Origin of the sequence: Nonomuraea corallina, from assembly GCF_027620315.1 — a bacterium.
GTDB classification, from domain to species: Bacteria; Actinomycetota; Actinomycetes; order Streptosporangiales; family Streptosporangiaceae; genus Nonomuraea; species Nonomuraea corallina.
Genome location: NZ_JAPNNL010000186.1, coordinates 1 through 14,334 on the forward strand (window position 1 = coordinate 1; position 14,334 = coordinate 14,334).

Below are 14,334 nucleotides of genomic sequence, written 5' to 3' on the forward strand. Positions count from 1 at the left end.
ACCTCGGCGCGTTCCTCGCCCGGGACGACTGGGCCGCCGAGGCCGCGGCCGTCGACGCGGACGCCGCGACGACGTACCCCGCGCGGGGCGCGGACTTCGCGCCGGTCGTGCCGCGCCCCTCGAAGGTCGTCTGCGTGGGGCTCAACTACCGCAACCACATCCAGGAGATGGGACGCGACCTGCCGCGGCACCCCACGCTGTTCGCGAAGTTCGCCGACAGCCTCATCGGCGCCGCCGACGACATCGTGCTGCCTCCGGAGACCACCGCGCTCGACTGGGAGGTCGAGCTCGCCGTGGTGATCGGCGCGCCGGTCCGCCGCGCCAGGGGCGCCGCGGCCGAGGCCGCGATCGCCGGGTTCACCGTGCTCAACGACATCACCTGCCGTGACTGGCAGTTCCGCACCCGGGAGTGGCTGCAGGGCAAGACGTGGGACTCCTCCACGCCGGTCGGCCCGTACCTGGTCACTCCTGACGAGCTGCCCGGCGGCGTCCGCCCCCGGCTGGAGGTGAAGCTCACCGTCGACGGCGAGGTCATGCAGCAGGACGACACCGGTGACCTGCTCTTCGACCCCGTCGCCCTGGTGGAGTACGTCTCGACGGTGGTACGCCTCAACCCCGGCGACCTCATCGCCACCGGCACTCCCGGAGGGGTCGGCCACGCCCGCGACCCCAAGCGCTACCTGACCGGCGGCGAGCGCGTCGTCACCGAGATCCAGGGCGTCGGCCGGCTGGAGAACACCGTGACCGAGGAGGAGGCGTCCTGATGCGCCGCACCTTCGAGGACGCCCGGAGCTGGAGCGCGGCCGGCACCGAGCTGTTCCTCGGCACCGTCGCCGGCTGGGACGAGGAGCGCTACCTCGCCCCCTGCGGCCTTCCCGGCTGGACCCGCAAGCACCTGGTGGCGCACGTGGCGGCGAACGCCGACGCGCTGGGCAACCTGGTGCGCTGGGCCGCCACCGGCGAGCGGACCCCGATGTACGCCTCGAAGGAGCAGCGCGACGCCGACATCGAGGCCGGCGCGACCAGGCCGGCCGGCGAGCTGTCGGCCTGGCTGCGGGAGTCCGCGGCCCGGCTCGCCGCCGGCGCCGCCGCCCTGAACGCCCAGCAGTGGAACGCCGACGTGGTCACCGCGCAGGGCCGCACGGTCCCGGCGACGGAGATCGTGTGGCTGCGCGCGCGCGAGGTCTGCGTGCACGCCGTCGACCTGGCCGCCGGCGTCTCCTTCGCCGACCTGCCCACCGGGTTCCTGACCGCGCTGGCCGACGACGTCGCCGGCAAACGGGGCGCCGCTCCGGGGCCCGCGGTGGTCCTCACCGCCACCGACACCGGCGACCGCTGGGAACTGCCCGGCGACGGCGCCCCCAACGCGGCCTCCGGTCCGCTCGCCGAGGTCGCGGCGTACCTCGCGGGCCGCCCGCATCATCTGACCGCGACCGACGGCTCCCCCGCTCCGACCCTGCCGGCGTGGTTGTGAGCGTGTCCGGCACCGAGGAGAGCATGAGATGACACCCCCGTCCGCGAACCCCGTCGACGTCCTGATCGTCGGAGGCGGCATCGGCGGCCTGAGCGCCGCCTACGCCCTGGCCCGTGAGGGCCTGCGGGTGCGCGTGCTGGAGCGGGCCGGCGCGTTCGGCGAGGTCGGCGCCGGCCTCCAGATCGCGCCCAACTGCACCCGGATCCTGCACGACTACGGCCTGCTCGACGAGGTCAAGAGCCTCGGCGTGCTGCCGCGGAGCATGGTGATGCGCGACGCCGTGGACGGCGGCGAGCTGACCCGCCTGGACCTGGCCGACCTGGAGCGCGTGTACGGCTTCCCGTACCTGGTCATCCACCGCAGCGACCTGCACGGCGTCTTCCTGCGCGCCTGCCGGCGCGAGGGGGTGGACCTGGTCACGGACGCCCGCGTCACCGGCTACGAGAACACCTCGTCCGGGGCCCGGGTGCGGCTGGCGGACGGCCGCGCCGACGAGGGGCGGATCGTCATCGCCGCCGACGGCCTGCACTCCGTCGCCCGCCGGCTCCTGATCGACGACGAGCCGGTCAGCTCCTCCTACGTCGCCTACCGCGCCGCCCTGCCCATCGAGGACGCCGGCCGCGACGTCGACCTCAGCGAGGTCTCCGTCCACGTCGGACCACGCTGCCACTTCGTCCGGTACGGGCTGCGCGGCGGCGAGATGCTCAACCAGGTCGCGGTCTTCCAGTCGCCCAAGGCCCTCGCCGGCGAGGAGGACTGGGGCACCCCCGACGAGCTCGACAGCGCCTTCGCCGCGACCTGCCCGGACGTGCGCTCCGGCATCCCGCTGATGTGGCGCGACCGCTGGTGGCGGATGTACGACCGCGATCCGCTCATGACCTGGGTCCACGGCAACGTCGCGCTGCTCGGCGACGCCGCGCACCCGCCGCTGCAGTACATGGCGCAGGGCGCGATCATGGCCATCGAGGACGGCTGGGTGCTCGCCAGGCACGCCGCCGCCCGCCGCGCCGGGGACGGCGCGATCGACTGGCAGGGCGCGCTCGCGGCCTACGAGGCCGTCCGCCCCGAGCACTGCCGGCGCGTGCTGACCACGGCCCGCGCCTGGGGCGAGCTGTGGCACCTGGACGGCCTGCCCCGCCTCCAGCGCAACGCGCTGCTGCGGGCCCGCGACCCCTACGACTACTCCTTCACCGACTGGATCTACGGGCCCACGGCGCTGACGCCGGAGGAGGAGCCTCCCATGTTCACGCCGATCCCGCTGGACACCGCCGACGTCTCCGGCCTGCCCGGCGACACGGACGCGCCGGCGCCGGCCGCGTCCTCGCCGCGAGGCTGACGGCGGACCCGGCCGGGATTCGCTCCGGGGGGTGCCGGAGTTCCGATCATGGCAACCGGTACGTTGAGGACGTGGTCGGCGTCATGACTGCTCGGCATCCTCTCGCCCTCGGCCGGGGCTGACATGCGGGGACGGCTGCGGGTCCGCCTCGGGGCGGCGGCTCTCGCCGAGCAAGACGTACGCCATGCTCGGCGAGGGAGGCCATGGGCGGCACCCTCACCCCCGAGGAGACCCCAGGAGGAGGCCTCACGATGATCGTCGGCATGCCCGTACACGCCGGGACTGCGGCGCCATGACCAAGATCCTCGTCGTCGACGACGAACCCCAGATCCTGCGCGCCCTGCGCATCAACCTGACCGCCCGCCACTACGAGGTGGCCGTCGCCGCCGACGGCGCCTCCGCGCTGCGCCAGGCCGCCGAATGGCACCCCGACCTGATCGTGCTCGACCTCGGCCTGCCCGACCTCGACGGCGTGGACGTCATCCACGGCCTGCGCGGCTGGACCCGCACCCCCGTCGTCGTGCTGTCCGGCCGCGCCGACAGCGACGACAAGATCGAGGCCCTGGACGCGGGCGCCGACGACTACGTGACCAAACCGTTCGCCATCGACGAGCTCCTGGCCCGCATCCGGGCCGTCTCCCGCCGCGCCGCCATTCCCGAGACCGAACTGGCGAACATCGAGATCGGCGGGCACACCGTCGACCTGACCCGCAAGACCGTCTCCGGCGGACTGCGGCTCACCCCCACCGAATGGCACATCCTGGAGATCCTGCTGCGCAACCCGGGCAAACTCATCCCCCAGCGCCACCTGCTGACCGAGGTGTGGGGCAGCCAGTACGTCAAGGAGACCCACTACCTGCGCCAGTACATGGCCCAGCTGCGCAAGAAGCTCGAACGCGACCCCGCCCACCCCCGGCACCTGATCACCGAACCCGGCATGGGCTACCGCTACACCCCCTGACACTCAGCCGGCCGAGTCGCGGCAGGGCCGACGGACCGCGTGGTGGTCGTGGTGGTCGTGGTGCGTCACGGTCATCCGGTGCCGTTCCAGCTCGTCGAGGAACGGTCCGGCGGGCAGGAGCCGGTCGATGTGCACCACCCCGGGAGGAGCCGGCTCGGTGAGCAGGAGCCGGGCCACCTGCGCCGTCACGACAGCGGTGGCCCGGCAGGTGTCGCGACCGGTGACGGTGCTCGACACCGTACCTCTCCCGGCGTCGCCTCTCTCGGCGTCGCCTCTCCCGGCGTCGCCTCCCCCGGCGTCGGACGCGGCCACGTGCACGACGAACCGGTCGGAGCCGAGGTGGACGCGGGTGAGAGCGGAGACGAGCAGTGGTTCGGCACGCAGCCGGCGCGCCAGGTCGAAGAACCGGACGGTCCGCAGGCCGAACAGCGCCGAGGTGACGAGGGCCGAGTCGAAACAGATCCGCGTCGTGGCCGGCACCCCCAGCGCCTCGCTGATCTCGTACTGGTCGGAGAAGGGGAACGGGTGGACGGTGCGGACCTCGCGCTCCCCCAGCCGCACCCGTGCGCGCCGCCCGGCGGGGCCGCGCGGCCGGTCCGGGGCCGTGAGCTGCTCGACGATCCAGCGCACCGAATCGGGGCCGTGGTCGCCGCCCATCCCGAGCAGCAGGCTGACGTCCACCGTCTCGGCCGAGGGCAGGCGTTCGGCGCAGTGGCGGGCCAGCAGGTTGGTGAGTCCCGGAGCCACGCCGACGCTGAGCACGGCCGTCGCGCCCGTGCGCCGCGCGAGCGGGTCCAGCGCGGTGATCGCCCGGATCAAGGGGGTGGACGCGGTGATGTCGACGTAGTGCACGCCGCGGCCGAGGCACGCCCGGGCCACCGCCGCGTTGGCGCGCTCCACGCACATCACCACGACCGCCGCGTCGTCGAGCAGCCGCTCCACCTGCGCCGGGTCGCCGGCGTCGACCCGGGCCGCCCGGACCGCGCCCCCGGTGGACGCGGCCAGGTCCGCCGCCTTCGCCGGGTCACGTCCCGCGGCCACGACGCGGCCCGGGAACCACGTCCCGAGCGCGGTGGCGGTCGCGCCGCCGACGGCGCCGTAGCCGCCGATGACGACGATGGACGGGCCGGCGCCGTCGCGTGGCGCGCCGTCGTTCCTGTGCATGCTCCGCCTCCGGGGTTCTGCTCGGGGAAGTGCCTCCAGTCTCGGGCCGGAGCCCTTATACGTACAAATATGGATATTTCATGGCGGCCATGCATCCACCGCATGGCGTCATAGGCTTACCTGCTTTTAGGCGGATAAATCCGCCTTTTCCTGGCCAAGACCTCTATATGACCATGACGCATATCCCAGGGCATTCCTATGATGGAGACGTGATAGATCCGTGGACCTTACAGGTCACGGCCGAAGTGGCGGAGCGCGGGTCGTTCTCCGCCGCGGCCGAGGCGCTGTCCATGACCCAGCCCGCCGTGTCCCGGCAGGTCAGCGGCCTGGAGCGCAGGCTCCGCGTGAGCCTGTTCCGGCGTACGTCCCGGGGCGTCAGACCGACCGCCGCCGGCGAGATCGTCGTCCAGCAGGCGAAGGACATCCTGGCCCGGCTGCGCGACCTGGAACTGCGGCTCGGGGCCTTCACCGACATGGAGACCGGCGACCTGCGGATGTCGGCGTTCTCCAGCGCCAACACCTTTTTCACGCCGGAGGTGGTCCGGCGCTTCGACCTGGCCCATCCCGGGGTCACCCTCAGCCTCATGCGCGACGACCCCACCGGGCCGCTGACCGCGCTCAAGGAAGGGAAGGTCGACCTCGCGCTGATCACCGCCTGGAGCCTGTACGCCGACCCGGCCGAGGCCAAGCACGATCCGGCGGCCACGCCGCTCGACCCGGACGCCCTCACCGCGCTCGACCTGGCGCCGCTGCTGGACGAGGAGTTCGAGGTCGCCCTGCCGGCGGACCATCCGCTGGCCCGGCACCGCCGGGTGCGGCTGTCCGACCTGCACGGCGAGCGATGGGTCGAAGGCGGCCATCCCGACTGTCTCGGCCCGATCCCCCAGCTGGCCAAGGCGCTGGGCGCGGCCCCGAGGACGGCGTTCTTCTGCGAGGACTGGAACGGCAAGCAGGCCCTGGTCGCGGGCGGCTCCGCCATCATGCTGGTGCCGACGCTGGCGCGGCGGGCCGTGCGCCCCGACGTGGCCCTGCGCCCGACCGTCCCCGCGCTGCCCGCCCGGCGGCTGTACGCGGCGTCGATGGCGCCGCCCTTCCGCCTGCCGTCCGTGACGGCCCTGCTGGCCGTCCTCGCCGACGTGGCCCGGGAGCAGGCGCCGGTGACCTGACCGGCCCGGCCGGTCCGGGTGCGCCGCCGGTGATCCTGGGCAGTCGCTGGTTCCGGGGACCGTCCGATGGCGGCCCGCACCGGCAGCATTCGGATACGAGCACGCGAAGGCGGCAGCACGATGACCACGATCCACGTCGAGGTGGTGGAGACCTCCTCCCTGGGCGACCGCAGCTACCTGGCCCACGACGGCCGGGTGGCGCTGGTGGTCGACCCGCAGCGCGACATCGACCGCGTCCTGGCCCTGGCCGGCCGGCTCGGCGTGCGCGTCACCCACGTGGCCGAGACGCACCTGCACAACGACTACGTCTCCGGCGGGCTGGCGCTGGCCAGGCTGACCGGCGCGGCCTATCTGGTCGCGGGCGCCGACACCGTCGCCTTCGAGCGGCTGCCGGTCGCCGACGGCGACGAGATCGCCGTCTCCGACGCCCTGCGCGTCGCGGTGGTGGCCACCCCGGGCCATACCTTCCACCACCTTTCGTATGTCCTGTACGGCTCCCGGGGCGCGGAGGGCGTCTTCACCGGCGGGTCGCTGCTGTTCGGCGCCACCGGCCGCACCGACCTGCTGGGCGAGCGGCACGCCCACGCGCTGGCCCACCGCCAGCACGCCTCGGTGCGCCGCCTGGCCGACCTGCTGCCCGATGGCGCGCAGGTCTGGCCCACTCACGGCTTCGGCAGCTTCTGCGCCGCGACGCAGTCCGACGCCGAGTCCTCCACCATCGGCCACGAGCGGCACGTGAACGCGGCGCTGCGGCTGGAGGCCGACGACTTCGTCGCCCGTACCTTGGCGGGCCTGGACGCCTTCCCGGCCTACTACGCCCATCTGGGCGCGCGCAACAGCGCCGGCCCTGAGTCGATCGACCTGACCCCGGTCGAGACGGCGGATCCCGAACGGCTGCGCGAGCGGATCGAGGCCGGCGAGTGGGTGGTGGACCTGCGTTCCCGCAAGGCCTTCGCCACCCGGCACCTGGCCGGCACCCTGAGCCTCGGCCTGGACGGCCCGATGGCGACCTGGCTGGGCTGGCTGGCCCCGTGGGGGGCGCCCATCACCCTGCTGGGCGAGAGCGCCGACCAGGTCGCCGCCGCCCAGCGGGAGCTGGCCCGCATCGGCGTCGACCGCCCGGCCGCCGCCGCCTCCGGCGCCCCGGAGGAGTGGGCGGGCGGCGACGGGACCCGGCTGGCCGGGCTGCCGGTCGCCACGTTCGCCGACCTGGCCGCGGCCCGCGCCGGACGGGTTCCGCACGGCCTGCCCGCCCCTGACCTGGTGCTCGATGTGCGGCTGGGCGGGGAGTGGCGTGCCGGTCACGTCGAGGGCGCCGTCCACCTCCCGCTGCCCGAGCTGCCTGGACGGCTGGCCGAGGTGCCGGAGGGGACGGTGTGGGTGCACTGCGCCTCGGGCTACCGCGCCGCGCTGGCGGCCGCCCTGCTGGCCCGCGCCGGACGGACGGCGGTGTACGTCGACGACGCCTTCGACGACGCCACCGGCGCGGGGCTGGTGGTCACCGCCTCCGAAGACTGAGCACCGGAAAGGGACCCCGGGCCGCCGCTCCCCTGCAGGTCGTACGGCCTTCGGCGGGGTGCGAGCACCGGTGTCGTTTTGTCCCTTTTCCTGCTTATTGCCTGAGAAAATGCTGCCCTTTGACGGCTGATGCCAGGCGATCGGCTAGCGTTCTGGCGGCGTATGCGGGCGGGGCCTGCCCGCATACGCCGCTCCACCGGCGGCATGTCGGGTGAGCCTCCGAAGGAAGGGAAGAAATGGTGGTGCCGGTGCCGGCGGACCTGGACACGCGAGCGCGCCGAGGTGCGTCCCCGAGCCCGGAGGCCGCGCGATGAGCGTGGCGCTGGGCCTGGTGGCCATCTTCGTGCTCACCCTCGCCACCGGCTACTTCGTCGCCCAGGAGTTCGCCTACGTCAGCGCCGACCGGCTCGCGCTCACGCAGCAGGCGGCGGCGGGCGACAAGAAGGCGGCCAAGGCCGTCAAGGTGATGGAGCGGCTGTCGTTCATGCTGTCGGGCGCGCAGCTCGGCATCACCGTCACCGCGCTCGTGGTCGGCTTCATCGCCCGTCCGGCACTCGCCGAGCTGATCGCGCCCGCGCTGACCGCGCTCGGCATGCCCCCGGCCGCGGTGGGGGCGGTGGCGCTGGCGATCGGGTTCGCGCTGGCGACGATCATCCAGATGATCCTCGGCGAGCTCGCCCCGAAGAACCTGGCGCTGGCCAGGCCGGAGCCGCTGGCCCGCGCGCTGGCCACGTCCACGCTGATCTACCTGGCCGTGGCGGGGCCGATCATCAAGCTGTTCGACTCGGCCGCCAACCGGCTGCTGCGCGCGGTGGGGATCGAGCCGGTCGAGGAGCTGCACCACGGCGCCACGCTGGAAGAGCTGGGCCACATCATCGGCGAGTCCGAGGCACACGGCCATCTGCCCGGCAGCCACGCCGACGTGCTGGAGCGGGCGCTGGCGTTCTCCGACCACACGGCCGGAGAGGTCATGGTCCCCCGGGCCGACGTGGTGGCCGTGCCCGTGTCGGCGACCGTCGCGGAGCTGGACGAGCTCATCGCCGCCAACGGCCACACGCACTACCCGGTGCTCACCGCCACGATGGACGACGTGGTGGGGCTGGTCAGCCTGCGTGACGTCGCCGCGGTGCCGGTCGGCGCCGCGGCCACCACCCGGGTGGGCGACCTGGCCCGCGACGTGCTGGTCGTGCCGTTCTCGCAGCCCCTGCCCGACCTCGCCGCCGCCCTGCACGCGCGGGGCGAGGAGGTGGCCTGCGTGGTGGACGAGCACGGCGGCCTGGCCGGCCTGGTGACCTGGGAGGACGTGGCCGAGGAGCTGGTCGGCGAGATCGCCGACGAGAACGACGCCGCGGCGCCGTCCGCGGTGCGGCGCGGCGACGGCTGGGAGCTGGACGCGGGCCTGCGGATCGACGAGATCGCCCTCGCCACGGATCTGGACCTGCCGGACGAGGACGACTACGACACCCTGGCCGGGCTGATCCTGCACCGGCTGGGCCGGTTCGCCGTCCCCGGTGACGTCATCACCGCCGACCTGCCGGCCACCCTCGACCCGGACGCGCCCACGCATGTCCGCGTCGAGGTGCTGACCCTCCACCGGCACGTCCCCGGACGCGTCCGCATGACCCCGTACCGGCACGAAGGCGAGCAGCAGCAGTGAACCTGACCCTGGGCCTGGCCCTCACCCTGTTCCTGCTGGTCGGCAACGGCTTCTTCGTCGCCGCCGAGTTCGCCCTGGTCGCCGCCAAGCGCCACCGCCTGGAGAAGGCGGCCGCGCGGGGCAGCCGGGCCGCCGCGGCCGCCGTGGCCGGGATCAAGGAGCTCTCGCTCATGCTGGCCGGCGCGCAGCTCGGCATCACGCTGTGCTCGCTCGGACTCGGCGTGGTCTCCGAGCCGCTCATCGCCGGCACGCTCACCCCGCTGTTCCACGCCATGGGGCTGCCGGAGGCCGCCGCGCACGCGGTCGCCTTCGTCATCGCGCTGGCCATCGTGACCTTCCTGCACATGGTGCTCGGCGAGATGGCGCCCAAGTCCTGGGCGATCGCCCACCCCGAGCGCTCGGCCACCGCCCTGGCGCTGCCGTTCCGCGCCTTCACACTGGTGGTCCGCCCCCTGATCAGCGTGCTGAACACGATCAGCGACGGCCTGCTGCGGCTGTTCAAGGTCAGGCCGCGGGAGGGGGACGCCAACCCGCGCACCCCCGAGCAGCTCAGGCACCTGGTGGAGGAGTCGCGCAGGCTCGGCCTCATCGAGGCCGACGACCACGCGGTGCTCAGCCAGGCCCTGCACGCCCCGAACGCGGGCATCGCCGAGCTGATCACCCCGGTGGACCGGGTGGTCGGCGTCCCCGCCGCCGCCTCGGCCCAGGAGGTGATCGACGCCTGCCTGGACGCCCGGCGCTCGCGTCTGCTCGTCGGCCCCGCCTCGGCGCCGCTGGGCGTGGTCCACCTCCGCGACGCCTACCTGGCCCGCCGCGGCGGTCGCGAGATCACGGCCGAGCAGCTCGCCTACCGCGTCCCGGCCCTGCCGGCCGGCGCGTCGGTGGCGGAGGCGGTGGCGACGCTCCGGGCCGGCCGCAGCCAGCTCGCGCTGGTCCGCGACGACGACGGCGGCGCGGCGGGCATCGTCAGCCTCGACGACTTGCTCACCACCTTGCTGGTACGGGCCTGACCAGGCGGTTCCGGCCGGGGCACGCGGTGCAGCCAGTCCGGAACTATGCCGATATTTCATCCGTTATTCGCCGTAACGACCGCTGTCAGGCGAGAGACGGAGAGCTGTGGAGGAGTGCAGTACCGAGCCGGACCCCCGGTCCGGCGCACTACCTCGACCGGCAGCTCCGCATGCCGCCGGCGCGCTCGCGCAGCTCGGCCCGTGGCGGGCCGGGGCTGCCTCGTCAGCCCCGGCCGGCGCACGGCCGACTGACGCACATCCCCTCACCGGCCGCCGTGCCGGATCTCGTCAAGGAGTTCTTCTGCCGTGGACGGCTATTGGTTTCAGCTCGCCCTCGTCGTGGTCCTGGTCGTCATCAACGCGATCTTCGCGGGCAGCGAGCTCGCGCTGATCTCGCTGCGTGAGGGCCAGCTGCGACGGCTGGAGCAGCGCGGCTCCGGCGGGCGGGCCCTGGTCCGCCTGGCTCGCGACCCCAACCAGTTCCTGGCCACGATCCAGCTGGTCATCACCCTGGCGGGCTTCCTGGCCTCCGCCACCGCCGCCGTCACGCTGTCCGAGCCCCTGGTGCCGCTGCTCGGCTTCCTCGGCGGCGCGGCCGGCCCGGTGGCGATCGTGCTGGTGACGATCGTCCTGACGTTCCTCACCCTCGTCTTCGGCGAGCTCGCGCCCAAGCGGGTCGCCATGCAGCGCGCCGAGACCTGGGCCATGCTCGTCGCCCGGCCGCTGAGCTTCATCGCCGCGCTGTCGCGCCCCATCGTGTGGGCGCTGGCCAAGTCCACCGACGTGGCGGTCCGCCTCATGGGCGGCGACCCTCACCTGCACCGCGAGGAGATCAGCCCGGAGGAGATCCGCGACCTCGTCGCCACCCACCGCGGCTTCACCCCCGAGCAGCGCCTGATCATCTCCGGCGCCGTCGAGATCAGCGAGCGCGTCCTGCGCGAGGTCCTCGTCTCCCGCCGCGAGGTCTTCACCCTGCACGCCGACACCACCGTCGCCGAGGCACGCGGCCTGCTGGCCGCCTCCGGCCACTCGCGCGCTCCCGTGGTCCGCAACCGGGGCCTGGACGACACCGTCGGCATCGCCAACCTGCGCGACCTGCTGACCGACGAGAACGCCGTCACCGCCGCCGACGTGGCCCGTCCCCCGCTGCTGCTGCCCGACAGCCTGGCCGTCTCCAACGCGCTGCGCCGCTTCAAGTCCGAACGCCAGCAGTTCGCCCTCGTCATCGACGAGCGCGGCTCCGTCGACGGCATCGTCACCCTGGAGGACCTCCTGGAGGAGGTCGTCGGCGAGATCTACGACGAGACCGACCGCGACGTGATCGAGATCCGCCGCGAGGCCGACGGCAGCATGCTGGTGCCCGGCACCTTCCCCGTCCACGACCTGCCCGATCTCGGCGTCCACCTGGAGGACCGCCCCGACGGCGACTACACCACCGTGGCCGGGCTCGTCCTGGCCCTGCTCGGCCACGTGCCCACCGCCCCCGGCGGCACCGTCGCCACCGGCGGCTGGCGGCTGCGCGTGCAGGACGTCGACGGCCACGCCATCACGCGGGTCCGCCTGAGCCCCGCCCCGGTGGCCGACACGGTCGCCGACGCGGCGCCGACCGCCTGACGCTGCCAGGCGCGCTCTGAGGTCCGCCGCGCAGGGCCGGTCTGTTCACCGACATAGGATCGTTTGACCGATTGTTTGCCAGGATTTCGGAAAGGCGGCCATGACTCACCCTCTCAGCCGGCGATCCGCCCTGCTGGGCGCCGGAGCCGTGGCCGGCCTCGCCCTCTGGGACGGGCCGGCGGAGGCGGCCGGCCGCGCCGCGTTCGACGCCGCGCGCGAGCGGTGGGTGAGCCTGTTGTCCGGCGGGTCGTCCAGCGTCGTCCACACCGCCAAGACGCGGGCGGTCGAGGGCTCGGCCCACGCGGTGCTGCGCAAGCTGCGGCCCGCCCCCGGCCGCCCCAGCCTATGGTCCGACCTGCCGCTGGACGATCCGCGGACGGGCAACTTCAACCGCTCCTACAACCGCATGCGCACCCTGGCACTGGGCTGGGCCACTCCCGGCACCGCCATGCACCGCGACGAGCAGGTGGCCGAGACCGCGGCCAGGGCGCTGGACTTCCTGTACGAGCACGCCTACCACGAGGACCTGAACCCTCGGGGCAGCAACTGGTTCTGGTGGGAGATCAGCGTCCCCCGCGCGCTGACCGACACCTGCGCGCTGCTGTACGACGGCCTCCCCCAGGACCGGCTCAGGCGCTGGCTTCGCCCGTTACGCCGCTGGTGCCCCGACCCGGAGCGCCGCGTCAGTCACCCCGGCGTCGTCGAGACCGGCGCCAACCGGGCGGGCAAGGCCACGGCGGTGGCGATGCGCGGCCTGCTCACCCACGACGCCCGGCTCGTCGAACGGGCCAAGGACGCGATCTCCGACCTGCTGCGGACCACCAACGGCCCGGGTGACGGCTTCTACCGCGACGGGTCGTTCATCCAGCACGACGTGTACCCCTACACCGGCAGCTACGGCGTCGACTACCTGGAGAACGTGGCGAAACTGATCGCCATGCTGTCGGACTCGCCCTGGGAGATCCGCGACAGCGGGAAGGTCTACGACATCGTGGACCGCTCCTTCGTGCCCTTCGTCTACGACGGGCTGATGATGGACTGCGTGCGCGGCCGGGCCATCTCCCGTCAGGGCCACCGCGACCTCCACGCCGGGCAGAAGACGGTCGAGGCCGTCCTCACCCTGCTGGAGGCGGCGCCGGAGCGCCACGCCCGGCGCTGGCGACCGTTGGTGAAGGGCTGGCTCACCCGCAACCAGTCCATCCCGTACGACACGTTCGCGCCGCTGGCGACGATCGCGCGGGCCAGGGCCCTGCTGGAGGACCCGTCGGTGCCGGTCGGGCCGCGCACGACCGGCACGTACGTCTTCGCCGACATGGACCGGGTCGTCCACCGCCGCCCCACCTGGGCCTTCGCGATCGCGATGAGCTCGGAGCGGATCGGCGCGGCCGAGGCCATGAACCGGGAGAACCTGCACGGCTGGTACACCGGCGACGGCATGACCTACCTCTACACCGGCGACCTCACCCACTGGAACGACGACCTGTGGCCCACGATCGACCCGTACCGGCTGCCGGGCACGACGGTCGACACCCGCAGGCGCGCCGATCTGCGGCACGGCGAGGCGCGCCTGCCCCCCACCCCGTGGGCCGGCGGCGTGACGCTCGACGGCGAGTACGGGGCGGCGGCGATGAGGCTGGTCGCCGGCGGTTCCTCGCTGCGGGCCAAGAAGGCGTGGTTCCTGCTCGACGACGCGGTGGTCGCGCTCGGCGCCGGCATCACCGCCTCCGACGGCCGCCGCGTCGAGACCGTCGTGGAGAACCGCAACACCCACGACGAGCATCCGCCGCTGTACCAGGGCGACGGCTGGATCCACCTGGCCGGGGTGGCCGGCTACGCGCTGCTCGACGGGGCCGAGGCGAAGGTGATCCGCGAGAGGCGCACCGGCCGCTGGCGCGACATCGACAAGGGCGCCACCACGGGCGGCGACGCGACCCCGGTCACCCGGCACTACACGACGATCGTCGTCGACCACGGGGTCGATCCGCGCAGGGCGCGTTACGCCTACGCCGTGCTGCCCGGCGTCGCCCCCGCGCGGACGGCGGCCTACGGCGAGCGGGTCGAGATCCTGGCCAACTCCGCGGCGGTGCAGGCCATCGCCCGCGACGAGCTGCTCGCCGCCGTGTTCTGGCGGGCGGGGAGCGTCGAGACCGCGCACGGCCCGCTCGCGGCCTCCGGCCCGTGCGCGGTGCTGTTGCGCCGCGACGGCGAGCGGGTCCGGGTCGCGGTCTCGGACCCGTCCAGGACCTCCGGCGAGGTGCGGCTCACGCTGCCGTGGGCGGTGCGGTCGATCGAGAAGCATGACCGCGGCGTGCGCAGGGCCAGGCGGGCGGTCGAGGTGGACCTGGGCGGCAGCCGCGGGCGGACGCGCAGCGCGGTGGCGCGGATCTGACCCCCGGCAGGCTCCGGACGCGGTGCGGCCCCCCCCCCAGGGGGG

At 73.8% G+C, this 14,334-nt stretch carries 11 protein-coding genes; 10 read left to right on the top strand and 1 reads right to left on the bottom strand.

Annotated features, from left to right (window positions below; translation table 11 throughout):
- The 4 genes from OUY22_RS31105 to OUY22_RS31120 all read left to right on the top strand — a co-directional run.
- A partial coding sequence (locus OUY22_RS31105) for a fumarylacetoacetate hydrolase family protein (RefSeq protein ID WP_270158804.1) occupies positions 1-764 on the top strand: 764 nt, incomplete at its 5' end.
- Positions 764-1,474: a maleylpyruvate isomerase family mycothiol-dependent enzyme gene (locus tag OUY22_RS31110; RefSeq protein WP_270158805.1), complete on the top strand. Its 711-nt coding sequence runs from the start codon at positions 764-766 to the stop codon at positions 1,472-1,474. The genes OUY22_RS31105 and OUY22_RS31110, both read left to right, overlap by 1 nt.
- Positions 1,475-1,502: 28 nt before the next feature.
- On the top strand, positions 1,503-2,810 hold the full coding sequence (locus OUY22_RS31115; protein ID WP_270158806.1) for an FAD-dependent oxidoreductase: 1,308 nt from the start codon (positions 1,503-1,505) through the stop codon (positions 2,808-2,810).
- Between the two features lie 292 nt (positions 2,811-3,102).
- Positions 3,103-3,771: a response regulator gene (locus tag OUY22_RS31120; protein ID WP_270158807.1), complete on the top strand. Its 669-nt coding sequence runs from the start codon at positions 3,103-3,105 to the stop codon at positions 3,769-3,771.
- Between the two features lie 3 nt (positions 3,772-3,774).
- Here the strand turns inward: OUY22_RS31120 and OUY22_RS31125 are convergent, their stop codons facing one another.
- Positions 3,775-4,935 (bottom strand): saccharopine dehydrogenase family protein, encoded by a 1,161-nt coding sequence (locus OUY22_RS31125; protein ID WP_270158808.1) that lies wholly within the window; start codon positions 4,933-4,935, stop codon positions 3,775-3,777.
- A 209-nt stretch (positions 4,936-5,144) separates the two neighbouring features.
- Between OUY22_RS31125 and OUY22_RS31130 the strand changes: the two genes are divergently transcribed.
- The 6 genes from OUY22_RS31130 (at position 5,145) to OUY22_RS31155 (ending at position 14,289) form a co-directional block, all read left to right on the top strand.
- On the top strand, positions 5,145-6,101 hold the full coding sequence (locus OUY22_RS31130; protein ID WP_270158809.1) for a LysR family transcriptional regulator: 957 nt from the start codon (positions 5,145-5,147) through the stop codon (positions 6,099-6,101).
- Positions 6,102-6,221: 120 nt separating this feature from the next.
- The gene (locus OUY22_RS31135; RefSeq protein ID WP_270158810.1) at positions 6,222-7,619 is read left to right on the top strand and encodes an MBL fold metallo-hydrolase; all 1,398 of its coding nucleotides are present in this window, start codon (positions 6,222-6,224) and stop codon (positions 7,617-7,619) included.
- Positions 7,620-7,929: 310 nt separating this feature from the next.
- On the top strand, positions 7,930-9,276 hold the full coding sequence (locus OUY22_RS31140) for a hemolysin family protein (protein ID WP_270158811.1): 1,347 nt from the start codon (positions 7,930-7,932) through the stop codon (positions 9,274-9,276).
- Positions 9,273-10,286 (top strand): hemolysin family protein, encoded by a 1,014-nt coding sequence (locus tag OUY22_RS31145; RefSeq protein WP_270158812.1) that lies wholly within the window; start codon positions 9,273-9,275, stop codon positions 10,284-10,286. Before OUY22_RS31140 ends, OUY22_RS31145 begins: the two co-directional genes overlap by 4 nt.
- Before the next feature lie 306 nt (positions 10,287-10,592).
- On the top strand, positions 10,593-11,900 hold the full coding sequence (locus OUY22_RS31150) for a hemolysin family protein (protein ID WP_270158813.1): 1,308 nt from the start codon (positions 10,593-10,595) through the stop codon (positions 11,898-11,900).
- A 100-nt stretch (positions 11,901-12,000) separates the two neighbouring features.
- Positions 12,001-14,289, top strand: coding sequence for a polysaccharide lyase 8 family protein (locus OUY22_RS31155; RefSeq protein WP_270158814.1), 2,289 nt, complete (start codon positions 12,001-12,003; stop codon positions 14,287-14,289).
- Positions 14,290-14,334: the final 45 nt, after the last annotated feature.